21 protein-coding genes are annotated in these 25494 nt (G+C 59.4%); 9 read left to right on the plus strand and 12 right to left on the minus strand.

What is annotated here, in order from left to right; all coding sequences use genetic code 11:
- Positions 1-6: 6 nt before the first annotated feature.
- A complete protein-coding gene (locus NQ014_RS08560; protein ID WP_257074820.1) occupies positions 7-1035 on the minus strand; it encodes a hypothetical protein in 1029 nt (342 codons plus the stop codon).
- Complete coding sequence (locus tag NQ014_RS08565; protein ID WP_257074822.1) at positions 1017-1559, minus strand: hypothetical protein; 543 nt, start codon at positions 1557-1559, stop codon at positions 1017-1019. The genes NQ014_RS08560 and NQ014_RS08565 overlap by 19 nt, the downstream gene beginning before the upstream one ends.
- Positions 1560-1883: 324 nt before the next feature.
- Here NQ014_RS08565 and trmB point away from each other — a divergent pair, with 324 nt between their 5' ends.
- The 7 genes from trmB (at position 1884) to NQ014_RS08600 (ending at position 8484) form a co-directional block, all read left to right on the plus strand.
- The gene (gene trmB / locus NQ014_RS08570; protein WP_257074823.1) at positions 1884-2732 is read left to right on the plus strand and encodes a tRNA (guanosine(46)-N7)-methyltransferase TrmB; all 849 of its coding nucleotides are present in this window, start codon (positions 1884-1886) and stop codon (positions 2730-2732) included.
- 4 nt (positions 2733-2736) lie between these two features.
- Complete coding sequence (locus tag NQ014_RS08575; RefSeq protein ID WP_257074824.1) at positions 2737-3420, plus strand: NYN domain-containing protein; 684 nt, start codon at positions 2737-2739, stop codon at positions 3418-3420.
- 59 nt (positions 3421-3479) lie between these two features.
- Positions 3480-4523 carry a YbhN family protein gene (locus NQ014_RS08580; RefSeq protein ID WP_257074825.1) on the plus strand — a complete coding sequence of 348 codons (1044 nt, stop codon included), beginning with the start codon at positions 3480-3482 and terminating at the stop codon, positions 4521-4523.
- Positions 4524-4585: 62 nt separating this feature from the next.
- Positions 4586-4957, plus strand: a complete 372-nt coding sequence (locus tag NQ014_RS08585; protein ID WP_257074826.1) for a DUF3054 domain-containing protein — start codon at positions 4586-4588, stop codon at positions 4955-4957.
- Between the two features lie 87 nt (positions 4958-5044).
- Positions 5045-6571: a peptide MFS transporter gene (locus NQ014_RS08590; RefSeq protein WP_257074827.1), complete on the plus strand. Its 1527-nt coding sequence runs from the start codon at positions 5045-5047 to the stop codon at positions 6569-6571.
- A gap of 264 nt (positions 6572-6835) precedes the next feature.
- A complete protein-coding gene (locus tag NQ014_RS08595; RefSeq protein WP_016421638.1) occupies positions 6836-7105 on the plus strand; it encodes an ACT domain-containing protein in 270 nt (89 codons plus the stop codon).
- A gap of 14 nt (positions 7106-7119) precedes the next feature.
- Positions 7120-8484, plus strand: a complete 1365-nt coding sequence (locus tag NQ014_RS08600) for a PFL family protein (protein WP_069359737.1) — start codon at positions 7120-7122, stop codon at positions 8482-8484.
- Positions 8485-8502: 18 nt separating this feature from the next.
- On the opposite strand, the gene NQ014_RS08605 is transcribed toward NQ014_RS08600, so the two are convergent.
- The 10 genes from NQ014_RS08605 to glf all read right to left on the minus strand — a co-directional run bounded on the left by NQ014_RS08605 (position 8503) and on the right by glf (position 21157).
- Complete coding sequence (locus tag NQ014_RS08605; RefSeq protein ID WP_070437275.1) at positions 8503-9060, minus strand: TM2 domain-containing protein; 558 nt, start codon at positions 9058-9060, stop codon at positions 8503-8505.
- A gap of 218 nt (positions 9061-9278) precedes the next feature.
- Positions 9279-10202, minus strand: a complete 924-nt coding sequence (locus tag NQ014_RS08610) for a cutinase family protein (RefSeq protein ID WP_257074828.1) — start codon at positions 10200-10202, stop codon at positions 9279-9281.
- A gap of 5 nt (positions 10203-10207) precedes the next feature.
- A complete protein-coding gene (locus NQ014_RS08615; protein WP_016421642.1) occupies positions 10208-10696 on the minus strand; it encodes a DUF732 domain-containing protein in 489 nt (162 codons plus the stop codon).
- A gap of 37 nt (positions 10697-10733) precedes the next feature.
- The gene (locus NQ014_RS08620) at positions 10734-12845 is read right to left on the minus strand and encodes an alpha/beta hydrolase-fold protein (RefSeq protein WP_257074835.1); all 2112 of its coding nucleotides are present in this window, start codon (positions 12843-12845) and stop codon (positions 10734-10736) included.
- Between the two features lie 555 nt (positions 12846-13400).
- Complete coding sequence (locus tag NQ014_RS08625) at positions 13401-14444, minus strand: alpha/beta hydrolase family protein (RefSeq protein WP_257074836.1); 1044 nt, start codon at positions 14442-14444, stop codon at positions 13401-13403.
- A gap of 459 nt (positions 14445-14903) precedes the next feature.
- Positions 14904-15923: a decaprenyl-phosphate phosphoribosyltransferase gene (locus NQ014_RS08630; RefSeq protein WP_049193199.1), complete on the minus strand. Its 1020-nt coding sequence runs from the start codon at positions 15921-15923 to the stop codon at positions 14904-14906.
- A 29-nt stretch (positions 15924-15952) separates the two neighbouring features.
- Positions 15953-16543 carry a phosphatase PAP2 family protein gene (locus NQ014_RS08635; protein ID WP_049171825.1) on the minus strand — a complete coding sequence of 197 codons (591 nt, stop codon included), beginning with the start codon at positions 16541-16543 and terminating at the stop codon, positions 15953-15955.
- Positions 16527-18587 (minus strand): glycosyltransferase, encoded by a 2061-nt coding sequence (locus NQ014_RS08640; RefSeq protein WP_257074837.1) that lies wholly within the window; start codon positions 18585-18587, stop codon positions 16527-16529. Before NQ014_RS08640 ends, NQ014_RS08635 begins: the two co-directional genes overlap by 17 nt.
- 200 nt (positions 18588-18787) lie before the next feature.
- A complete protein-coding gene (locus NQ014_RS08645) occupies positions 18788-19801 on the minus strand; it encodes an alpha/beta hydrolase family protein (protein WP_049171829.1) in 1014 nt (337 codons plus the stop codon).
- A gap of 159 nt (positions 19802-19960) precedes the next feature.
- Complete coding sequence (glf, locus tag NQ014_RS08650) at positions 19961-21157, minus strand: UDP-galactopyranose mutase (RefSeq protein WP_070429935.1); 1197 nt, start codon at positions 21155-21157, stop codon at positions 19961-19963.
- 329 nt (positions 21158-21486) lie between these two features.
- Here glf and NQ014_RS08655 point away from each other — a divergent pair, with 329 nt between their 5' ends.
- Together NQ014_RS08655 and NQ014_RS08660 are read left to right on the plus strand one after the other, a co-directional pair.
- Positions 21487-22992 (plus strand): N-acetylmuramoyl-L-alanine amidase, encoded by a 1506-nt coding sequence (locus tag NQ014_RS08655; protein ID WP_257074842.1) that lies wholly within the window; start codon positions 21487-21489, stop codon positions 22990-22992.
- An 85-nt stretch (positions 22993-23077) separates the two neighbouring features.
- A complete protein-coding gene (locus NQ014_RS08660) occupies positions 23078-25459 on the plus strand; it encodes an N-acetylmuramoyl-L-alanine amidase (protein ID WP_257074844.1) in 2382 nt (793 codons plus the stop codon).
- Positions 25460-25494 lie beyond the last annotated feature (35 nt).

Below are 25494 nucleotides of genomic sequence, written 5' to 3' on the forward strand. Positions count from 1 at the left end.
TCACGGCTATCGTGCAGGCGTTCCGGTGTACTCCGCCAACTGCTCTATTCGCCATCCCGGACCCCGCACACCAATGGCTTCGCGCACCGTCATCTCCACGGACTGCGTCCATCTTCGCCGCAAATGGGCAAGGTAATTTGCCCGCCACTGCGCGGTGCGTTGGTGTGCGTTACGACGAATCGTTGCGCCCACCGCCACCACCGCAACGCCGAGGCCTATTGCAAGTGCGACCAGCTGCGCCGCAAGCGTCGGCGCCCCGACCCACATCAGCAACCCGTGGACGATTCGCGCTGAGCCGACCGCCACGCCGAGCGATGCTACCGCCACCAGCGCGTCCATGGCATAACTGGGGCGAGCCGGGCTTTCTGGAGCGGGCACCGGGATTTCCACACGAAAGCCCAATTCGTCGCCACACCGCTGCTGCAGCCGCGTCGCTGCGACCTCGGCACGGCCCTGAAGTTCCGCTTGGTCACCTGCAGAGCCGTCAGCCACTTCCTGGAGTGCATCCCGCACTGCACTCTCAGCTGCCAACTGCATCTTCCGCTGCAATCGCGCCGCCGCCCCGGCTCCGCGCGATCGCTCCTGCGCCAGCTGAGCTCGCACATTTCGAGCCCGGCGCGCACTCAGTGTTTCTCCCGAATTTCTGGGCGGGCCTTCTGCCAGCAGAACCAGGGTTCTGGCCATCCTCTCGTCCAGCGCTCCCATCGGGATTGTGCTGTCGATTTCCTGACGCCAGGCCTCGGCATACTCACCATTGCCAATCAGGCCAACTGCAACGCGGCCGGTGGCCTGGCTAATTGCTGCAATGGTGCTGACACACTCCCGCGTGGGCTGCACCTCGCTGTCTGCAACATAGAGCACGACGGCGCTGCGTTTATCCACAAACTCCAGCCGGCGTGGCGGCGTCGCAGTGTCAACGATCTGAGAGAAGTCCGCGCGGTCCGCTGCATCCCCGGCTTTGGTGACAAGAAGCGGTGGCTGCTCCGCCCCCTCCGCCGAGACCGGGCGTGGCTCAACTACGTCCGGTGCTGCCATAGCAACTCCTCCAGGCCGTCTCTAGCCGCGGGAAAGGCTGCCGCGATCTCAGTCAACTGCACTGCGAGTAGCCCGTCATCATTGCATGCTCTGCCTTCCGCACCGAGGCGTTCAGCAATCTTCCGCAACGCGGAGCTGAACAAAAAGGTGTGTTCAGCTGTCTCGTTTGTGGTGATGTCGCAATACTCGTCGGCAAGCGAATGGCGAATCGGTTGTTGCTCGATGACCAGCGCGACAGGGGCGGACAGCTTGTCGGCCAGCTCCGCGTGACATTGCGAAAACGCCTCGCGCACAGCGGTTTCGCGCACGCCCCTGCGCAATCGCGCGCAGATTACCGGTGGCCGTTTCTCACGCTCAAGCGCCTTGGCGACGCACACCTCCGCGCCGCTCGTGTTGGCGGTGTCCGAATGCGCGGCCTGCCGTGCTGACAGCCAGTCCACCACAGCGGCGCGCAACGACGACGATGTAGATCCCGCTGACGGCTGTGTTGTTTCCGTGACATCAGTTGCGGAAATAAGGTCCATTAGGCCTAGTCCCCTCCCATAAATCCCCTGCGTGGTTTAGTTAAAACCTGCGTAACCCCCATACGGCCCGTGAGCCAGATTCCGCGCCCTGAAACGCTGCGCTAGGCAACCCCCAAGCACCGCTTCAACCAACGAATAAACGCGGCTTCGCGTTCAGACTACAGCGGACCGCGGATTCGGCAAGTCGACAAAACAACTTGCCCCGCCGGGCTGCCAATTCAGGACGACGCGGCATCGCCTACCGACGTGAAACCGCCAGGACAACAACAAAAATCCTAGGGGCAATGATTGGATAGTTGGCCGATGTCGTGGACAATAGGGAACGTGACTACTTCTGATTTTTCTGAAAATATCGAACAGCCTGCGGTTTCGCAGGCATCTGAACCATTGCCAACTCCGGCAGACGAGCAGGCGGAGCAACCGCATGAGCGCCAGCCGAAGAAGGGCGAATTGCCTGCAGGTCGTCCGGAAAAGACCCAATTCGACGATGGTCTTGACTACCCGCGCATCGGCAATCTGTCCTTCCGCCGCGGCACGCTGACTCCCAACCAGGAGAAGATCTGGGAAGACAACTGGGACACTTACGGCAAGGTCCTCTCTGACGAGGTCATTGACGTGGAGGAATGGTTCGGCCGCAAGGGACCGACCATCGTCGAGATTGGCTGCGGCACCGGCACGTCCACCGTGGCTATGGCTCCGCAAGAACCGGACCACAACATCATTGCCGTTGAGCTCTACCGCCCTGGCCTGGCGAAACTGCTCTCCGCCACCGTGCGCAATGAGGTGTCGAACATCCGCATGGTCCGCGGCGACGGCGTTGAGGTTTTGCAGCGCATGATCGAGCCGGAGTCGCTGGCCGGCGTGCGCCTGTTCTTCCCGGATCCGTGGCCGAAGGCACGCCACCACAAGCGCCGCATTGTGCAGTCCGGCACGTTGCGCCTAATTTCTTCGCGTCTGAAGCCCGGCGGCATTTTCCACGCCGCCACCGACCATGCGGACTACGCAGAGTGGATTGAGGAACTCCGCGAGGTCGAGCCGACGCTCGAACCCATCGCCTGGCCCTGGCCGGAATCCCCCATGCTTCTCGACCGGCCGACGACCAAGTTCGAAGCCCGCGGCCTGAACCTCGACCACGACATCCACGAGTTCATCTGGCGCAAGAAAGAGGCATAGGAACATGAGCACTACCCAAAACACCTCTGCCAGCTACAACACCACCGAGACACACCCCACCGCCCTGCTCGTGTGGGACGCGCCAAACTTGGACATGGGTCTCGGCGCCATCCTGGGTTCCCGCCCGACTGCCGCGCACCGTCCACGCTTCGACGCCGTGGGCAAATGGCTTATCGACGAAGCCGAGCGCGTATCCAACAAAATCGGCTCCGATGTCCTCCCCGAGGCCACGGTATTCACCAACGTCAACCCGGGTTCTGCGGAGATTGTCCGCCCCTGGGTCGAGGCTCTGCGCAATGTCGGTTTCGCGGTCTTCGCAAAGCCGAAGATTGAAGAGGACACCGACGTTGACCCGGACATGATTGCGCACATCCAAAGGCGTTACGACGAAGGCGTGTTGCGCAGTGTCGTCGTTGCGTCCGCCGATGGCCAGAATTTCCAGGAGCTGCTGGAAAGGCTCGCATCGGAGGGGATTCGGGTAACCGTCATCGGTTTTCACGAGCACGCTTCCTGGGCGCTGGCCTCCGATGCGATTCGCTTCGTTGACCTGGAGGAAATCAAGGGCGTCTTCCGCGAGCCGCTACCGCGCATCGATCTCGACCGCCTGCCTGATGGCGGTGCGTGGCTGCAGCCGTTCCGTCCGCTCACGTCGTTGCTCAAGGAGCGCGACGGCAAGAACGACGACTAGGGAGACCACCGCGGCGACGTCTAGGGAGACGAACAGGAAGACGAACGGGCTTCTTATTTATGTCACGACTTAAAAATGTCCTCAAAACCGGCAATTCGAGCTGGCTACGATCAATAATCCTCGTAGCCCTCGTGATTGCCGGTATCGTCCTGACGGTAAGAAACTGGGACAGTGTCGTCCAGGGGCTGCAAATCCTTGCAGATGTTGACGCTAAGTGGCTGTTCATCGCCATTTTTTCGGTGGCATTTTCGCTCTACGCAATGGCGGAAGTGATGCGTCTACTGTTGCGAGCTGGAGGCGTAAAAGCAGCCACTCGCCGTAGCACCAATGCGCTAACCCTCGCGTCCAACGCGTGGGCGGTCACCGTTCCCGGTGGTGCTGCATTTTCCACGGCGCTGCAGATTAAGCGCATGATGCAGTGGGGCGCATCCGCGGTCCTTGTCAGCTGGTTCGTGCTTTTTTCGGGCGCGTTGTCATTTTTAGGTCTGGCATTTCTGGGGCTTGGCAGCCTCTTCTTCGTCGGGCAGGGTGGCACGACCGCAGTGCTCATCGCTATGGCAATTGTGGTGCTACTCGCCACTATTTTGCTGTGGCGAATTTCGCAGAACCCGGCTTTCCTCAACAAGGCAGGTGCATGGTGTCTGCGTGTCTTTAACAAGATTCGAAAGAAGCCCGCGGACACCGATGTCGACCGACTTGAAGAGTCCGTCAAACAGCTGACCAGCGTGAAGTTGCCCGTACAAACTTTGGCCCTTTCCTTCACCTGGTCCTTTATCAACTGGGTCGCGGAAATTGTCTGTCTCTACGCCGCCATCCGAGCCGTTGGCGTCGATGACATCTCCGCTACGAAGGTGCTGCTGGCCTTCGTAACCGGCAAGCTCGCAGGTTTCATCCAGGCCACGCCGGGCGGCATCGGCACTGTCGAGGCCGCTTTGACCGCGGCTCTCATCGCAGGCGGCACCACCGGCGCCGAGGCCTTTGCAGCGGTGCTCGTCTACCGCATCGTTTCCTTCGTCCTGGTGGCAATTGTGGGCTGGATTATCTACGCCCTCGGCTTCGACCACAAGGATCAGCCCGAGCATCAGCCAGTCGCTGACCGCTAATGGCTGCCTCGTCGCTGGTCGCTGGTCACCCACCAATCTGAGGGGTCGCTAGACTAAGAAGCATGAACACACGCGTATCGACGTTCTTGATTGACATCCTCGCCATCTTTATTTTCGCCGTGTTAGCGCGCCTGGCTCACAACACTCCCGAGGATCCTTTTACCTTCACCAATATCCTCGATACCTGGTGGCCGTTCGCATTCGGTGTCCTCCTGGGCACCGCGCTGATTAAGAACGAGCCGAACCCGCGTGCAGTGAGTTCAGGCGCAATTGTGTGGCTCGGCACTGTCGTCGTCGGCCTAGCTGTGTGGGCTACCCGCAATGCGGCAGTCCCGCACTGGTCCTTCATTCTGGTCGCCTCAGTCATGAGCGCCTTGCTGCTGCTGGGTTGGCGAGCAGCGTCGAATGCGGTTGCTCGTAAGTCTCTGGACTAAGCCTCCGGACCCGTCCCTAACCCTTCGGTTTAGTTCACTGACTAAATCTGGTTTTTAATTTTTGCACTCCGCCTCGATAATTGAAGAATGGACAAATCTTCAGACGAGGCTCTCGGCAATCAACCAACTGCTGAGACCCAACGAACTCACAACCCCGCAGGGTCCAGCGAAGAACGCACGTTCATGGGCCAACCGTGGGGTCTCGCCAACCTCTTCGGCATCGAAATGTGGGAGCGCTTCAGCTTCTACGGCATGCAGGCCATCCTGGCTTTCTACATGTACTACGAGACCACTCAGGGCGGTCTCGGCCTGGACAAGGGTGCTGCTACCTCTATCGTCGGTGCTTACGGCGGTCTTGTCTACATGGCCGCACTCGTTGCCTCTCTGGTTGCTGACCGTATCCTTGGCTCGGAGCGGACACTGTTCTACTCCGCCATCCTGGTCATGTTTGGCCACATCTCCTTGGCATTCATCCCCGGCGTGATTGGCCTGGCTATTGGCCTTGTCTCCATCGCAATCGGCTCCGGCGGCGTGAAGACCAACGCACAGGTCGTGCTGGGTCAGCTCTACGCCAAGGACGACCCGCGTCGTGACGCCGGCTTCTCCATCTTCTACATGGGCGTCAATATCGGCGCCCTGTTCGGCCCACTGCTCACCGGCTGGATTTGGGGCATGAAGGGCTTCCACTGGGGCTTCGGTCTGGCCGCTATCGGTATGGCTGCCGGTCTGATTCAGTACATCCTGATGCGCAAGTCCACCATCGCCGAGGCTGGCCATGAGATTCCGAACCCGCTGCCGAAGAAGCAGTACCCGGTATGGATTGGCATCGCAGTGGTCATCACTGTTGTCTCGGTTACGCTGGTTTCCACCGGAATTGTTCCGGTCACTACTCTTTCCACTGTGGTCACGGTGATTGCACTGATCGCCGCTGTGGTGCTGTGGTGGCAGATGTACTCCTCGCCACTTACGACGAAATCGGAGAAGACTCGCCTGGTCGGCTTCATCCCGATGTTCGTCTCAGGCGTGCTGTTCTTCGGTATCTTCCAGCAGCAGTTCACGGTGCTGGCCATCTACTCCGACATCCGCCTCGACCGCGAGATCTTCGGCTGGGAAATGTCCCCGGCCTGGATTAACTCGATCAACCCGATTTTCATCATCGCCTTCTCGATGGTCTTTGCAGCCGCCTGGTCCAAGCTTGGTGACCGTCAGTGGTCCACCCCGGTGAAGTTCGGCGTCGCCAACATCATCATCGGTATCTCGCTGTTCTTCTTCATCCCATTCTCCGGTGGCGGCGAGAACTCCACTCCGCTGTGGGCGATCATCTGGATTCTCTTCCTGTTCACCATGGGTGAGCTCATGCTGAGCCCGGTCGGCAACGCCCTTGCTACCAAGGTCGCTCCGGCAGCATTCCCGTCGCGCATGATGGCCGTCTGGCTGATGGCAGTCGCTATGGGTACTTCGCTGGCAGGCACCCTGGCCGGCTTCTACAACTACGAAGATGCCGCTGCTGAGAACACCTTCTTCATCACCCTGGGTATCGCCTCGGTTGTCCTGGGCCTGATTCTGCTCGCACTGCGCAAGTGGATTGTCAAGGAGTTCGTCGACGTCCGATAGGGCTGGCTCCGTAGGGCTGGCTCCGTAGGGTCGGAGCCGTAAGGCTGGCCCTCGCTCAGGCACAGCCCACGCCCACGCCCCTCCCCTCCTCCCCACTTCACGACACCTATGTCACCTCATGCCGCCTCCACAGATGGCACGAGGTGACATAGGTGTCGTGAAGTGTTTTTGGGTGGCCCTGACCATGCTTCGCCACAAACTTGCCACCAGCACAACCGCCATCCACAGATCTTCCCCACCTCCCCACCCGCTAAAATTGAGGCCATGTTTGCCATCATTACCGTCACCGGCGAGGATCACACCGGCATCATCGCCGCCGTCACCACTGCTCTGGCGGAGCAGGACGTCAACATCGTCGATGTTTCCCAGACCCTCATGGATAAATGGTTCACCATGATCCTGCGGGTGGAGTTCAACGAGAAGGCCACCCCTATCAGCACGCTGCAGGGTTACATGGATTCCGTCGGCAAGCGGGAGGGGCTTGTCATTCGAATCCAATCTGAGGCGCTGTTCAACGCCGTCAACGAGATTTAAAGGGCGCGACCAGGATGGATTTCAACTTCGCGCAATCTAAGTTCCTCGACACTATTGACATGATCGAGAAGTACCGTCTGGATATCCGGACGGTCACCATGGGGATTTCCCTGCTCGAGTGCTCTCGCTCTGAAATGGAAGCCACCGCACAGGCGGTGTACGACCGCGTAACCAGGCAGGCCGCTCGCCTCGTGGAGGTCTGCGAGGGCATCGAGGCGGAGTTGGGCATTCCGATTGTCAATAAGCGCATCTCCGTCACACCAGTTTCCCTCATCACGGCCGGTTGCGAAGGCGATCCCACAGTGGTTGCCAAGGCGCTGGACCGCGCCGCCCGCGATTCTGGCGTGAACTTCCTCGGCGGCTACTCGGCGCTCGTCGAAAAGGGCGCGACGACCAGCGAGAAGCGACTCATCGACTCCATTCCCCACGCTCTTAGCGAGACCGAATTGGTGTGCAGTTCGGTCAACGTAGCGTCGTCACGCGCGGGCATCAACATGGATGCAGTGCGCCGCATGGGCGAAGTGGTGAAGGAAGCTGCGGCGCAAACCGCTGACCGCAGCTCGATTGCCTGCGCAAAACTGGTGGTTTTCGCCAATGCGGTGGGTGACAATCCGTTCATGGCCGGCGCGTTCCACGGCGTCGGGGAGCCAGATTGCGTCGTGTCTGTCGGCGTTTCGGGGCCGGGCGTGGTCGATCGCGCGCTCGGCGATCTGCAGGGCGCCAGCTTCAACGAAGTCGCCGAGGAGATTAAGAAGGCGGCGTTCAAGATCACGCGCACGGGTCAGCTGGTCGGCACGATGGCGTCGGAGCGCCTGGGCGTGCCTTTTGGCATCGTGGATCTCTCGCTCGCGCCGACTGCAGAGATGGGCGACTCCGTCGCTCATATTCTCGAGCACATGGGGTTGGAGCAGGTCGGCACGCACGGCACCACTGCCGCGCTGGCACTGCTTAACGACGCCGTCAAGAAAGGCGGCCTGATGGCGTGTTCACGCGTCGGTGGACTGTCCGGGTCGTTCATTCCGGTCTCTGAGGACAAGGGCATGATTGATGCTGTGCGCGCGGGGTCGATCAGCATGGACAAGCTGGAGGCGATGACCTCTATTTGCTCGGTGGGATTCGACATGATTGCGATCCCGGGAGACACGCCTGCGACCACGATTTCCGGCATGATTGCCGACGAGGCCGCCATCGGCGTGATGAACCACAAAACCACCGCAGCCCGCCTCATTCCGGTGCCGGGTACCAAGCCGGGCGATGAGGTGAACTTCGGTGGTCTGCTCGGCTACGCGCCGGTCATTGATGTCAATGCCAAGGGCAATGCCGAGTTCATTGCCCGCGGCGGCTACATCCCCGCGCCTGTGCACGGGTTCAGGAACTAGCAGCTTCGGCCGAGGCTCCTACGATTGCAGGCGGCGCCCATTTGCGTCATAGGCGTAGGAGCCACTACCGACGAGAATCAAAATGAACTCGATAAATGCCCAAATGCTGACGCCGATAATGAGGAAGAAGCCAACCAGGAAGATGGCGGTAATCCAGCCGAATACCGTCAGTGCTAGCTGAATAGCACCACGCGAGTTGTGCCCCAGGTAGAAATTGTGAACACCGAGGGTGCCCAGGAAGAAGGCAAGCAGAGCCGCTGCAATCTTGGACTTATCCGAGACAGGGGAACCTGCGACCCCGTAGCCCTGGTGCGGGTTAGGGCCGCTGAAGCCAGCGGAATACGCCGGCGCCTGCTGGTTTGGGTAACCACTCTGATACGGGTTCGAGTACCCGTTGTGGAAATTGTGCTGGCTCGGGTCCTGATAGCCCTGCCCCACGTTCGGCTGCTGCGGTGGGTACGGATCCGAGTACGGCATACCGGAGCTGTAAGCACCTGAGCTGTTAGCGAACTTCCCCTTGGACCTCGGCATACCGTCTTCGTCGAAATCTCCATATGGGTTTGTCGGATTCGTCATTGCACCCTACCTTTTCGCCTAGATTTCCCCGGTCATGAACAGCAGTTCCTTGGGCGATAATAACCGGTTCCGTCAGACTGCTTCCTGCAACTTTGTCAATTTCTTTCGAAATTTTAGTGAAACTGTTGTTTTGGAATATTAAACACCAGTTCTTGAGCAAGATTCTAACAGCAAGTCCCCGTCGGGGTCGGGCACGTCTCGCACATTTTGTGCTGCCCCTACCGCGCCAGCGATTGCTCAATCAGTTCGCGAGTCCAGCCCTCAGTCCAGGCCAGCGGAGTCGTCCCCGGAATTGCCACATCATTCGTGGCGTAGGTCGCGTGCGCACCCGCGCCGGTAATCATCTCCTGCGCTCGTGCAATCGCATCGGCCACTCCCGGAGGCACATCACAGAAGGAGTCCGATGGCACGCAGACATTCTGGACCTTGTCATTAAGAGGCCCAAAGCCGTCTCGTGGACCGCGCATCGTTGCGCCCGGAACCACAGCCTGCACAATGCCGCCAAGCGGCTGCAATGATAGCTCGACGCCCACGCCAGCCAGCGGAACGCCCTGGTTCACGCCCTGATTGGGGTCACGCCGCGGGTCGCCCAACAGAGCCACGCCCGCGATGCGCTCGGCCGGAACTACACCGCGGCCATTGCCGATGTCAGAGGCCAAATCACCTGCAATAGCCGCCCCCTGGGAGAAGCCCATCAGGACGAAGTCCGTCAGCGGACACTGCCCGTGCAAGTCAGCCATTTCCTTAGCGGTGACATCGCGCCCGACTGCCTGCGAATCATCGTAAGTGAGTTGGTCGGGCAGCTGATGCGTCTTAATCTGTGCCGGGTACGGCGTAGTCCAGACCTTGACATCGCCCTCCGAGTAGGATCCTGAGATCGAGTTCGTCAGGCCAAGCAGCAGCGAATGCGGGTTCGCGGTCGGGGCCATCGGATCATCGTCAGCACGCGATTCCGCAGTTCCGGGCACAGCGATAACTTCTACCGCCGGGCACCACTCGGGTTGTTCGGCCAGAACCCCGCCATCGTCGCCGGGGGCCGGTGGGGTTTGACCGCCTTGGTCGTCGTTAAGCCATTGCACTACGCCGAAGCCAATAGCGGCCACCAGCACAATGACCGCCAGAATTGTCAGCACTTTACGCATGAGTGCTAGCAATACGCCTTTTTAGCGGAGCTTGCAATAGTCTTCGCCACTTCCTCGGCGCTTTCCTGTGAGCGCCCCTGGGCGACCAGCTGCCCGGCAATCGCCAGCGCGATGACTTCACGCTCCTCCTCCGGTGCGTCCGCACATGCCGCGCGACCTGTGCCGATGAGCTGATCCTCCACCCCATCAACATCGATTCCCGCTTTTTCCAGCGCTCCGAGGTATGAATCGTCCGCCTCGCTGAGCTTCATCTGCCCATCGGGCGCTTCGTCCACGCGCTTAGCTTGGGGATCTGTAATCTCCGGCGCAGACTTTTCACTCGACTTCGGCGCAGAAGTCTTCGTGCTTGACGACGTCGTGGAGGTCTTCGTAGTCGTTGACGAGGTGACCTCCGAAGACTCCACTGTGGAGCTGCCACAGGCGGCCACTCCGAAGGTCAGCAGCGCAACAGCTGTGGTTGTAGCCAGTGTCCGGAAGGACTTGTTCATGGACATTTGTCTATCCCTTATTCAGTGCCCTGCTTTGGTTGGCTTACTTGTCATCACCGTTGTCGGCGGCTGGGGCCGGCGCTTCTGGCTTATTGCGCTCTTCGACAATCTTGCCGTTGAGCTGACGGATCCAGCCACCCTCGAACTGCTGCTCAAGACCGCCGGCCTTGACTGGCTGCAGTGGGCCGACCGGGTAGCCGAACGGGCCATTCTCGTAGCCAGTGCTGCCCCAGTGGTCAGTGATGTCGTTGGAGCGCACCGGCTGTGCACCAGTTTCCGGAGTCCAGTAAATGGCACCGTGTTCGAAGCGCTGGAAAGCGCCGCGGGCGAGCTTGACCTCGTCGCCGTCGACAGGCAGACCCAGATCGGACTCAGCGCCACCGAGCTCCTTGTAGACACGGCCGATTTCACCACGCACGATGCGAGGTTCTTCGCCGCCGATCTTGACGATGGTGCCACCCTGGAAGTCCTGGGCGACACCGCCCGGAATATCGCGGTGGTTGGCGACTGGGTAGCCCAGCGGACCGGTCTCGAAGCCGGCCTTGCCCCAGACGTTCATAATGTCGCCGGTGACTTCGTGGGCTCCGCCTTCCGGAGTCCAGTAAATCGAGCCCTTTTCGAAGTGAACGAAGCGTCCCGAGCCATCCGGCGTAGCCAGTTCGTTGGTCACTGGGTAGCCGAGCGGCGAGGACGGACCACCGAGCTCGTTGTAACGCGAACCGATGCGCCCCCAGACCACATGTGCCCCGGAATCCGGGTGCCAGTAGGCGGTACCGCCGGTGAAGTCCTGAGCCACGCCATTCTTGGCGACACCATACTCATCCGACAGGCAGGTGCCAATTCCCGGCAGAGATGCAACGGCCTTCTCAATCTCGCCGCCTACACGGCAGACAGCGCCACGATCGGACTCCGGCAACTGCAGTGCATCGGCCAGCGTTGGCCAGGCCTGACTGACCTCGAATTGCCAGTACGGCCAGGTGTGAGTACCCGAGCTCCGGAAGTTCACAACCGGCTCGACGCCCTTTTCGCGAGCATTTCGGATGAAGGTCTCACTGGTCATGCGGGAAAGTACTTCCAATGCGTAACCGGTCGGATTGTCCGGCTTCGTCGGATCGATCTGCGACGGCACGTCCCACTCACCGGTGTTGCCGTTACCCGCCGAGATGTACAGCGACATGCCCTTGAGCTTGTCGATGTTCAGCTTCGGATCATTGTCCTTCCAACGCTGCGAACCGAGCGGGCCCCACATCTTCGTCGCGTCATAGCCACCGGTGTTCTTCATCGCCAGAGAGATTGCCTGCGGCATGCCCGGCGAAGTCATATCCAGGTAACCAGAGAGGCTACCGGCAAACTTCCACAGCTCCGGAGAGTGTGCTGCAACGTTGTAAGCACCGGTAGCTCCCATGGAGATACCGATGATGCCGCGTTCATCGTTGCCGCGGAAGCCGTTGGTGATAACCGGCACGAGCTCCTTAGTAATGAAGCTCTCCCACTTGTAGTTCTGACCGTTATCCGGCTGATCCCAGTCAGAGTAGAAGGACGATGTACCGCCGGCGGGCATAACCACCAGGACATTCTTGTCCTCGTAGAAGCGTTCGATATTGGTAGCGCGAATCCAACCGGAGTAGTCATCAAACGATGCCATACCGTCAAGGTGGTAGACGCTCGGGAATGTGCGCTCCTTGTCGCGGTACCAATCGCGCGGCAGCAAAATCTCAACCTGAATTGGCTTCTCCGGCATGGCAGCCGAGCGAATGTGCGCAATGACGTGGTGATCTGTGTACCACTCGACCTTGTCTACGCTGACTCCGCTGGGCAGGTTCGCCACTGCGGGAGTATCGACTTTAAATGGCGTACGCTCCGGCCCTGGCATCGGCTTCGGCATACCCAGGCCAGGTAGCTGCGCACCAGCAGCTTGCGCTGCTTCAGCGGCCTTAGCAAGGTCTCCCAGGTCTCCAGATTGAGCCAACTGCCCCTGAACGACCTGAAGTTCCTCGTAGCTAGGCAGACCTGGCTGAGCTGGCTCGGGAGCCGCCACTGCAGCAGGGGCACCGAGAGCGAGAGTCAACGGTAGTGCCAAAAGTGCGGTCAACGCCCGCGATGACTTCCGGCTGTTGCCGAGGCCACCACGGAGGAATCTAGCGGTTACGCGCATAAGAGGGCTTCCCTTTACAAAGTCGCTGGTTGAAATTATTTGAGACGTTGAGTGTTGCACCGGTACCAATTAGGCACCTGCAGATAGCATCACGCGGCGCTAGAGCTATGCGTTTACCGTTCGGCTTCGCAGAATTACGTGGTGACCAGCAACGTATCCGAAGGTTCCCCTCCTCCGGCATGCCGCTGCAAGAAGAATCTCACACACGTTCTGCGAAACAAACGGTATAGCTACCTGAATAGCTTCACCCTTTACTTTAAGGTTCGACTCTCATGTTTACCCTCTTACGGGTAAAAACCGTGGAGACACACGCAAAAGGAACTGAATTCAAGCCTCGACAGCGCAACTCTTTGCGCCCCTCTCTAAGCCGTTACCCACACCTTCCGCTCAGCATCCAAACCCGGACTCGACACAGAAAAAAGACCAACCCCAACAAAAGGATTGGTCTTTTTCAAAATTGAGACTTCTTAAGAAGCTAGCCCCTTCAAGCAGTTATCCAGCACCAGAGCTAGGCCAGCACACCAGCGCGCCAGGGCGCCCTGAAAGATTACCGGCTTAAAGCCCCAGCGCCCGAAGAATGTGCGGGCGAGCAAGCGCGGCATCGCGGCCCCACAGCTCCCACGAGTGGATACCGTTCGGGCTGTAGACAAACTGCGCATTGAGGCCGGCAGCGCGAGCATCCTGCTCAAAGCGCTGCGTCGAAGCGCGGGAGACGGACTCCATCACGGCACGCCAGACAGTGTCAGGGAGCTGCGGTGCCGGACGATTCAAGACCTCCGGGTCACTCCACAGGCTCTGAACACCCTGAGCGGAGGAAACATACATCGGCAGTCCCTGGAGCTGGTCGAGCAGCATCGAAGGGTCATGGGCCTGGCGTTCCGCCGAAGCCGGAACCGGAAGACCCCACATGCCAGTCGGATTCACTACACCAGTGCTAGCCACCATTGCAGTGGTACCCGTAGCAACTACCTCGTTGGACATCTGGTAGTAACCAGACAGCGAAGTAACCTGCTTGAACTGGTCACGGTGGCGGGCTGCCAAAGAAACCGCCGCAGCCGCACCCATGGACAAACCAGCGATTGCGTTGCGGTTCGGGTTGACACCAAACTGATCCTGCAGGTAGACCGGCAGCTCCTGAGTCAGGAAGGTCTCCCACTTCTGAATCTTGACTCCTTCGGAAGTCACAGCCGGGGTATTCCAGTCGGTGTAGAAGGAGCCATCGCCAGCAGCCGGCGCAACCAGAGTGATGTTGTCATTGGCGAAGGTCTGAGCAATGTGGCCCGACCAAATCCAACCGGACGCACCCCTATTGAAGCCCCACAGACCGTCGAGCATGTACAGGGACGCATCGCCGCCACCAGTAGCCGCCTTAATCTGAACCGGAATATTGCGGTTCATAGCCCGCGAGAAAACCTGGCAGTACTGAACCCACCAGTTGTATGGATCCCACTCACAGCCTGGACGCAGTCGATCACGGTTTGGATCAGCACTTGCATCCTTCGCGGATGCGAGCATGATGCCGCCAAAGACCATCGCAACCGCTACGAGGGCAGCTACGACCTTCACTGTGAAGTTACGACTCACTGCAGTAAAGCTCATCGTTCTCCTCTTTACTTTCGGACTTACCTCCGCGCCAGACTTTTCGGAGGCAGTCGCTTACGCGAGCTTTCGCTTTCTGCTTCCAGTTGTGACGCGACAACTGGAGACTCCACAAAAGAATCTCGAGTATGTAACGATACTCAATCGTTTCCCTACATCCAAGTTTAAATCGTAATCATTCCGTAATATTTCTCACATTTCCCCTCAAAACTATTCGCCACAAGGAGAAACTCTGTTTACCAGCGAGGAATTACAAAATTGTAATTCCGCCCCCGACTAATCCGTAGGACTGACTGAGAAACCTAAAACACGCCTACAAGAACCCCAAACACAACATAAGTATTAGCTAGGCACAAAAAAGCCCATGCACCCCTCGGTGCATGGGCTTTCAGCTACCAATCGAAACCGACGAAAAACCGACGGAAATCGCAGTTCGCTTAAAGGGAAAAGAACAGGGAACTACCCCAGAGTCGGAACAGCGTAGACAGCGATAGCAATGGACAGCAGCCACAGGACGGCCAGTGCCTGCAGCGGTCGGTCCTTGAGCGCAATCTCATCCGGGCTTCCCGCATCACCACGGTCAACGTCAGCTGCGAAGCGCAGGATGGCCACAGTGAATGGAACCATCGAGATCTCGTACCAAATAGCCGAAGTCGACGAAGTGCCCGGCGCGCGGCCCATCTCAAAGCCCCACAGCGCGTAGCTCAGCACCACGGCGGTCGCAGCGAGGGTCCACACAAAGCGCAGGTAAGTCGCGGTGTAACCCTGCAACGACTTACGAATCTTCTTACCCGTGCGCTCCGCCAACAGCAGCTCAGCGTAACGCTTACCGGCTGCCATGAACAGCGAACCAAAGGCGGCAACCAGCAAGAACCACTGGGACAGGTTGATGTTGGCTGCAACACCGCCGGCCATTGCGCGCAGCATGAAACCCGAGGACACCAGCGCAATATCAATCACCGGCTGGTGCTTCAGGCCAAAGCAGTAACCGAGCTGCAGTGCAATGTATACAGCCACAACAATTGCTAGCCCCGGCCCCTCAGAGGCAAACCAGGACACCGCAATCGAACCAATAATCAGTGCGACCGCCATAATGTACGCCATGCTAACCGGCAGTACGCCAGCGGCAATTGGGCGGAAGCGCTTGGTTGGGTGCGCCCTGTCAGCTTCGACATCGCGGGCATCATTAATCAGGTAAATCGACGATGCCGCCAAACAGAAGGCCACAAACGCCACCAGGATGTCGACGGTCAGCGTACCAATCGAACGTCCCGAGTCCATAATCTCGTTGCCGGCTGCCAGTGGAGCCGCAATGACCAGGACATTCTTCACCCACTGCTTCGGGCGAAGCGCCTTGATCATGCCGTCCAGCAGATTCTTCGGCGGATGCCCCTGCGGGTGCGCAGGCTCATCGATACCGGAAGTGTGCGGCTCGGACCCAATCCTTGATTGAGAAGCTTGCCGCTGGTTGGCCGACACATTGGCCAAGTTGTCGTTCTCCGCCTGTGTCACTGTGCATTCCTTTCCGCAATGGAGGGCTGTCCACCCTGGTTATGCTGCGCCTTTTTCGGCTCGATGACCTTATCACCTATCTTGTCCACCGCAAGAGCAGTGGCTGTACCCAGCGCTGCTCCGAGAGCAACATCGGTTGGGTAATGCACTCCCAGCACCAGGCGGGAGAGCATAATCGCCGGCACCCCCACGGCCGGTGCTGCCGGGTAACCCAACTTTGCAATCCCCACCAGTGCCGCCGTCGTCGACGTCGCGTGCGAGGACGGGAAACTCAGCTTGCTCGGCGTACCAACGCCGATTGCTATACGACGGTCATGCGGACGCGGGCGACGGACAATGCGCTTAAGCACCACCGATGCCGCATGCGAGGTAAAGGCGGCCACACCGACCTTTGCCCAGCCAATGCGTCGCTCTTTATCCACCGCCGCCCCGAGGGCAGCGAGCCCCATCCACCCAAGGGCGTGCTCACCGAAATAGCTCATGGCACGCGCGGTGGGCAGCACACCCGGGACGTCGTTAAGCGTGTGCTGAATATTAACGAGAACGTCGGACTCGCCGAACGGATCGCCTTTAATTTTCGAAGACATTCGCCCAGGCCTTCCTACTGGTCAGATCGTCATAGGCTGCGCGGTAGCGTGCCTGCATTTGCTCGAACCGCTCCTCAACCTGCTTTTGCAGCTCCCAGGATTCTTCCAGCAGAGCCTTGGCCTTGTCGCGGTCACGCTGGCGATACACCACGCCACGGCCGTCAGCGGTGGTGACCGTTGCGCCATCCAGACGCGACAGGGAGAACCAACGAGCCTCCAGCGGCGCCAGATTTGCCTGCGGCACCGCATGGTGCTCGGAGTTTTCCGGGCGCACGCTGTGAAGCAAGCCCTTGGCCAGCCAACCGACCTTCTTCAGCTTGCCCAGGCGACCACCGACATCCTTTGTCGGAATCCCCGGAATACCGGAGGGCTTTGGCAGATCACCTGCGCTCGGCAGCACAACCGCGTCGGGGAAGCTCTTGCGCAGGGCATTGATGCGCGGCAGCGAAGATTCGAGAATGTCGAACAGGTGCTCCGGACCTGCCAGGAAGTCCTTCATGGCTTCGTTCTGGATGGCAACCGTGGAGTACTCCAGGCACAGGAGGTGCTTGAAAGTGGCCTTGCGCATGGAACGCACGATACCGGCAGCATCGCCCTCGTGCTGGAGAGCAGCGACAATCAAGCGGTTACGCAGGTGGAAGTACGCCTGCCAGTCAATGGCGTCGTCCTTGTCCGACCAGGCCATATGCCAAATTGCGACGCCCGGCCACGTAGCCGTCGGAAAGCCTGCCTTACCTGCGCGCAAACCGTATTCGGCATCGTCCCACTTAATAAACAGTGGCAGCGGCTGACCGATCGTCTCAGCAGCGACGCGCGGAATCAGGCACATCCACCAGCCGTTGAACTCGACATCAATGCGGCGGTGAAGATCCTTCGAATCAACAACCTCACCGGTGGCGTTGGTGCCGTGCTCCCCGCGATCGCGCAGGGGGTGCGAATAAAAGTCGTGGTCATAGTGGACGTGCGGAGCGGAAGTCCACATGAAGTCATGGCGGCCGATGACTTCACCCATCGAGTGCAAGTGGCTGCGCTCCTGCAAGTTCAGCATCTGACCGCCGACCAGCATCGGGGACTTCGCGAACCGGCCGACAGCGACCGCGCGCAGAATGGAATCCGGTTCGATGGCGATGTCGTCATCCATGTAGAGGATGAACGGGCTATCGGTCGCACGCTTCGAATCCGAATCCGGCCCACCCAGGGCCTCGTACATAATGCGGGAGTACCCGCCAGAACCACCGAGATTTCCCTGCGGGAAAATACGCAGGCGGTCACCAAAGTGCTCGGCGACAGCATCGAAGCCCGGCTCATCTGCCGGGTGCTTGGTGCCCTGGTCAGGCATCAAGACAGCATCGATGATGGCATCGACCTCAGGATCCGAGGACAGCGCCTCAAGGGCAGCAACTGCGTCGGTCGGGCGATTGAACGTCGGGATACCGATAGTGACGCGCCCCTCCGGCGCCGGATGCTCCGTGCCGTCCGGGTACGTCTGGCTCGGCGCCTCGATGTCGGAGTACCAACCTGCGGAGTGGATTACCACGTCCGTCTCACAGGTGAGGTCGAACCAAATCCAGCCGCCGTCTTCAAATTGCGTCAGCGGTACTGGGATTTCGCAGACGTGCACATCCTTGCCGTCCACCTTGGCTTCTGCACCTTCGGCCGCCGCACCCAGGTCACCGACAACTTCGCCGGTCACGGCGATGCGTGCACCGTCAATCTTCGAACGGTAAATGTCCACGCGCGCAGTACCGGACAGTTCCAGGCGCAGGACAACATTGTCCAGATTCGTCCACCGGCGCCAGTAGCTGGCCGGAAAAGCATTGAAGTAGGTTTCAAAACTAACTTCATCACCCGCCGGAATAGTGGCTGACGTGCGCGAATGCGCTTGCACACGACCGGCATTAGTCTCCGGCTCAACCAAGTAGAGCGAGCGGACATCACGGGGCTCACCCAACTTTGGCAGCAAAATCCGCTGCAGGCGTTCAACGGCAAGGCTTGACGACGTTGTCGGGGTATGTGTCCGCTTTTGTTCAGGCTGTGATGCCATGAGACGTATCAACCACTTTCCGAAAGGTCTACCGGGGGTGTCGCCGCCGATAAGTTACCGACGTTTCTATCTCATAGCATCCTAGTGCCCGTGGCGGATTGCCTCTTGTTGCCACGCTAGCGACAGCCCAGAATGTGAAAGCCCCTACGCGCTGCGGACTATCTGCTGCGCATAGGGGCTTTTTCGTTCAGGCTCTAGTTTTAAGCTCCGAGGAAACCTTCGATGCGGGCCTTGGAGTTCTGGAGGTTACGATCCCAGGTCGGCCAATCGTGGATACCGGTCTGCTCGTATTCAAACGTCGCATCCAGACCGGAGGTACGAGCACGCAACTCAAACTCGCGGGTGGACAAGCGGGACAGCGACTCCAGCGCAACGCCGCCGGCCTTCGGGACGACCCGGTAGAGGTTCTTCGGGTCGCGAACCTCATCCGGAACACCATTTGCCGAGGTAATTACCAGATCCAGCCCCTTCATCTTCTCGACGTTCAGGTACGGATCATTGCGGACACGCTCCGCTGACATAGGCGCACCCCACATGTCGAAGGAGCTGTAGCCAGCCGACAGCTGAGCAGCCTCAATTGCAGTGGTCATACCCGGCGCAGTGGTGTGCAGGTAACCGGAGAAGGCAAGAGCCTGACCGAACTGGTCTCGGTGGTTGTATGCCAGCGACAGTGCAGCAGATGCACCCATGGACAGACCTGCAATGGAGTTACCAGTGCGAGAAATGCCGAACTCACGCTCAAGGTAAACCGGCAGTTCCTGGGTTAAGAAGGTCTCCCACATGTTTACAAACGGACCGTGCACACTAACCGACGGACGCTTCCAGTCGGTGTAGAAGCTACCGCCGCCACCACCTGGAATAACCAGGTTGACGTTGGATCCCTCAAAAGTACGTGGGGCGTTACCGTGCTCCACCCAGTCAGAGGCATCAGCCGGGCTACGCAGGCCATCTAGCAGGTAGAGAGCCTTGTTACCACCATTGGCAGAGGCCACAATCTGGACCGGAATATTACGATCCATGGCCGGCGAATAGACCTGGCACTTCTGAGTGAAGTACTGGTACGAATCCCATTCACAACCCGGGCGCAGCGAGCCTCGGTCACCTGCCGCGCTCGCTGCCGGCGCCATGGTCAATGCAGACGCAGCCACAGCTACTGCGGACGCAACGGCTGCAACCTTTCGGCGCCAACCACGGAAAGTAGAGGTGATTTTCACGTGTGCATTCTCCTCACAATGTGCGATTCCCCACGGCCGGTGGGAGCTATCAGGCGTGTTTCCTCTTCAGGGAATTACCTTAAGAAACAGTAAGTCTTCGACAAACTTACCCGCATTCACTGTTGTTTTCAAAAGCACACCGAACTCGTGACCGCAAAACTAGTGCCCGCGCTCCTGCTCGATTGCTTCGCCGTCGTTGAAGAACGGCGCAATCTTGTTGTCGAACATCGACAGTGCGGAGCCGATGGCCATGTGCATGTCCAGGTACTGGTAGGTGCCCAGACGACCACCGAAGAGAACCTTATTCTCCTGCGCTTCTGCTGCGGCGAGCTTGCGGTAGGCCTCCAGCATCTCGCGGTCTTCCGGAGTGTTGATCGGGTAGTACACCTCGTCGCCATCGTCGGCGAAGCGGGAGTATTCCTTAACAATTACCGTCTTGTCCTTGACGTAATCGCGCTCCGGGTGGAAGTGGCGGAACTCGTGGATACGGGTGTACGGCACATCCGCGTCGTTGTAGTTCATCACTGGAGTGCCCTGGAAGTCGCCGGTGTTGACAACCTCCATCTCGAAGTCCAGCGTGCGCCAACCCAGCTTGCCCTCTGCGTAGTCGAAGTAGCGGTCCAGCGGGCCGGTGTAGACGACCGGGGCGTCCGGGGAGACAGCGCGCAGTTCGTCACGTACCTCGAACCAGTCGGCGTCGACAACGACGTCAATCTTGTCGGAGGTCACCATGTTTTCCAGCCAGGCGGTGTAGCCGTCGACAGGCAGGCCTTCGTAGGTGTCGTTGAAGTAGCGGTTATTAAAGGTGTAGCGAACGGGCAGGCGGGTGATGTTGCCAGCCGGCAGGTTCTTCGGGTCGGTCTGCCACTGCTTGGCGGTGTAGTGCTTGACAAAGGCCTCGTACAGCGGGCGACCAATCAGGGAGATGGCCTTTTCCTCAAGGTTCTTCGCGTCACGCGGATCCAGGCCATCAGTCTGGTCCTTAATCAGCTGGCGAGCTTCGTCCGGGCTGTAGTACTTGCCGAAGAACTGGTTGATCAGCCCCAGCCCCATCGGGAACTGGTACGCGGTGCCCTTGTACATAGCGAACACGCGGTGCTGGTAGTCGGTGAAGTCAGTGAACTGGTTGACGTAGTCCCACACCCTCTTATTAGAGGTATGGAACAGGTGCGCACCGTACTTGTGCACCTCGATGCCAGTCTCCGGCTCTGCCTCCGAGTAGGCGTTGCCGCCGATGTGGTTGCGGCGTTCGACAACGAGCACGCGCTTACCCAGCTCGTTGGCGGTCCGCTCAGCAACGGTCAAACCGAAGAAACCCGAGCCGACCACGATGAGGTCGTAGGTGTTGTCCTTGATGTCCTGTAGGGACTTCGGAGCAAATTCATTGGCAGTGGTGTTCTTTTCGCTACTCACGCCTTAAAACCTATTGCATTTCCATCCGGTTTGCGGGTGTACACGCGGGCTTTACGACGTCCACGTGAGCCCGGCCCAACGTTCGTTTGGTCACATTATTCGATAATTTTCCCAAAATTAACGGGGAAACACAGATGTCTCACTAGATTTTTTTAGTCACACTGGTAACATCCTCCTCAGAATTTTCTGTTGCTTTGCAACTTTCCTTCCCTTCGGCCCCGGGTAGACCTCGGGTCGATAACCCTGTACCCCATTTTTTTGGAGCTTTTACCGTGCCAACTCGCCGTCGCATCAATGCCCCGTCGATGGGCCGTCGCACCTTCCTCTATGGACTGGCAGCTACTACTGCCGCAGCTCCACTAGCAACATGGGGTATTCGCCAGGCCCCTACCCTGGTTGAAAGCCCAGGCGTAGGCTCCATCGCAGCCAAGATCTCGACATCGCCGCTGGTTGACGCTGTCACGATGATGATTGACGACGCAGCCGTCGGCACGCATGCCATTACCGATGCCCTGCACCCGCTTCGCGGATTCGTGAAGGACATCACCCGCGACGAACCGTTCTCCCAGTTCGCCCTGACCTGGCCGGGCGATGACAATCTGCAGCTCTACGTTCGCGCCGAGCGCGAAGACGGCAGCTTTGGCCCGTGGTTCCACGCTGATTCACACGGTCCGATGAATAACTCCGGGCAGTCCGGCACCGAGCTGCTGTTCGTTGAGCCCACCCGTCGCGTGCAGGTGTCGACTGTCGGCCTGAACCTCCTCGAGGGCCTGGATCCCCGCAACATCATTGGTATCGACAACCTTGACCCCGCCACTATCGGCGATTCCCTGCAGGACCTCGTCAGCGCTACGGCCGCGTTGTCCCTCAACGCCGTCCAGGCAGTTTTCATCGACGGCGTAGAGCAGGCCGGCGAGGTTATTCAGCCAGTTGCGTACGAGTCGTCGATTGCCGGTGCGCCAAATGTAATCAGCCGTGCAGCGTGGGGCGCAGATGAGTCCATCCGCAGCGGTTCGAGCTCCTACAGCACTTTCAAGGGCACGTGCATCCACCACACCGCGGGTTCCAATAACTACTCAGAGTCCCAGGGACCAGCCATTGTCCGTGGCATTTATGCCTACCACGCACAGACGCTGGGATGGGGCGATATTGGCTACAACGCGCTGGTCGATAAGTACGGCAACATCTACGAGGGCCGCTACGGTGGCCTGGACAAGAACATCGAGGGCGCACACGCAGGTGGCTTCAACAACGGCACCTTCGGCATCTCGGTGATGGGCAACCACGATCAGCTGGAGATTCCGGATGCGGCTGTGACTGCACTCGGCGAGATGGTCGGCTGGCGCATGAAGGTCGGTGGCGTCGATCCGATGTCCACCGCTGCGCTGACCAGCGCCGGCTACTCGAAGGCACGCTACAGCTCCGGCCAGGCCGTGAACCTCCCGGCCATCTTCGGTCACCGCGACACCGGCTACACCTCCTGCCCGGGCACCTTCGGCTACCAGCAGATGGATGCCATCCGCGCTGCAGCCAAAGCCAAGTTTGATGGTGCCGGTGGAGCGGATATTGCCGGCCGCTCGACGGATCCGAACAACCAGGACGGAGAGGCCGCCAGCATTCCGCCGATTCCGGGCACCGGCGAGTCGGGCGACAACGGCGGTTCCCTCGGAAACGTGGAAACGCCCACGCCAGGCGAGGTTGTTGGTGAGTTTCTAACTGAATCCCTGCCAACCAACCCTGCCGAAGCTACGCAGGCCTGGTTCGCACCTCAGAACTAAGTCCCCCGCTCATCCAATCCAGGCATAACCACATCACGTTTGTGGTGTAACACCAGATCTTCGTAATCACCCAGGAGTTATTACCGTGTTTAGTCGCCGCCGCATCAATCGCCGCGCAGGTGCCAAGCAATCCTTGGTACTCGCTGCCGTGGCGACCCTTGCCCTGACACCCGTTGCCGTTGTCGGCGCAGGCGCCGCTTATGACCTCATCGAGGAAAACGGCGCCGGCCCCATCGACCCGGTTGTCCAGAGCAAGTCGCTTGCAGACAGCGTCTCCGTTCTCGTCGAAGATGCAGCAATCGCAACGCAGTCGCTTGCCGATGAGGCTCATCCCAACCGTGGTGTCGTCAAGGAAATTACCTCCGATACTGAGTTTTCCCAGTTTGCGCTGACGTGGGCCGGTGACCCTGATATCGCCAGCTTCGTCCGCGCCGAGCGAGCAGACGGCTCCTGGTCCGACTGGTTCAGCGTTGACCCGGACTACCCCGCTGAAGGCAATGGCAACGGCCTGAACGGAACGGAGCTCATCTACATCGAGCCAACCAAGCGCGTTCAGGTTTCCACCCACGGACTTAACATCTTCGGTCCGGGTTCCGGCGTGGATCTGAAGGACATCAAGGGCGCTGAGAAGCTGGATTTGTCCAAGCTCAACCTCGACGAGATTAATGCCGAGGGCGCGAAGAAGGCCGTGGAGGATGCCGCTTCCGACTACCAGCAGACTCCGGATGCAGCTCCTGGGGACGCACTCGATGACCCGACTGCTCCGAGCGCTAACGACGCTGCAAATCTGGACTCGCCGAATCTCCCAGTGAAGTGGACGGACATCGAGCCGGTCGCCGATGAACTGCCGATCGACCAGGTCGACGCAGTGCTAATCGACGGCCAGGCTGCTGCATCCGGCATCGACCCAATTGTGGATGCCAAGAATGTCACGGGCATGCCGAAGGTCATTACCCGTGCCGGCTGGGGCGCCAACGAAAATAACCGTTGTAAGGGCGCGGACTACGACAGCAAGCTTGTCGGTGCCACCGTGCACCACACCGCTGGTTCAAACAACTACACCGAGAGCCAGTCCGCTGGTATCGTCCGCGGCATTTACCAGTACCACGCACAGACTCTGGGTTGGTGCGACATCGGATACAACGCTCTTGTCGACAAGTACGGCAACATCTACGAGGGCCGCTACGGTGGCCTGGATAAGAATGTTCAGGGCGCACACGCAGGTGGCTTCAACACCGGTACTTTCGGCATCTCCATGATGGGTAACTACTCTTCGGTTGCTCCCAGTGAGGCTGCACTGAATTCGGTGGGCAACATGATTGGTTGGCGCCTGAAGGTCGCCGGCGTCAAGCCGACCGGCCAGATCCAGATGACTTCGGGTGGCACCAGCTACTCCAAGTACGGATACGGCAAGCAGGTCACTCTGCCGACAATCTTCGCGCACCGCGACGTTGGTAACACCACCTGCCCGGGTGATGCTGGCTACGCCCAGATGAGCAAGATCCGCTCGATTGCCGAGAAGAAGTACAACACCCTCACCAGCGGAAAGATTGATAATGAGGGCCCTGACGGCTTGATTGACCTCCTCGTTCCGCAGGATGAAAAGGACGATAAGACCGCCGAGGACACAGACTCGCAGTCGACCGAATCGAGCACGTCGAGCTCTACTACCTCGACCACTTCGACCACCTCGGCATCCACGGGTACGTCCACAACCTCGTCCTCCGAGAAGTCCTCGAGCGCATCGAGCACCACTTCGTCGACAACGTCGAGCTCCGACTCGACCACCTCGGGTACTTCGAATACCTCGGAGCCAACCGACGCCGCGAACACCAGTGACACTGCTACGGCTGACTCCTCCGCACCGTCGGCAAGCGAGCAGAGCAACTCCTCCTCGCCGAGCGCATCCGACGAGCAGCAGAAGGCACAGGCTCTGGAGACAGTCTCGGGTGCACGTTCGATGCTGGCCTCGGCGCTGGGCATGCTCGGCGCACCGGGGCTGGGACAGACCGCCGATGCGATTCTGGGTGCCGTTGGACGCTCGATTGAAAACGGCCCGTCGATTGCTGACCTGCCGGTTCTGATTGACCAGATCATCACCATCAATGAGCAGAACGACCTGGCCGCCGAATGGCGCCAAGTCACCGAGGAAATGGGCTCTGTTCTCGGCTACGCAATGTCCGGTATCCAGAGCGGTTCTACCGTGGCGAACAATGCTGGCCAGGCCGATGCCCTGCGCTACGTGAAGTTCTCCAACGGCGTAATCACCGATTCCGACACCACCGGCGCTCACGCTATCTGGGGCAAGATTGCTGATGAGTGGGCCCGCCAGGGCTTCGAGGTCGGCAAGCTGGGTGCCCCGACGAAGACCCAGGTGGTCGATGGAAACATCGAGCGCGCTGAGTTCCAGAACGGTTCAATCACCTTCGACCGCACCACCGGCGAAGTCAAGACCGAGCTGAAGTAAACGCTGTCGAGCGCTGGGTGAGCTAGCTGGCGCGG

It is taken from the genome of Corynebacterium sp. 5QC2CO (genome assembly GCF_024580435.1).
In the GTDB taxonomy this organism is placed as follows: domain Bacteria; phylum Actinomycetota; class Actinomycetes; order Mycobacteriales; family Mycobacteriaceae; genus Corynebacterium; species Corynebacterium jeikeium_D.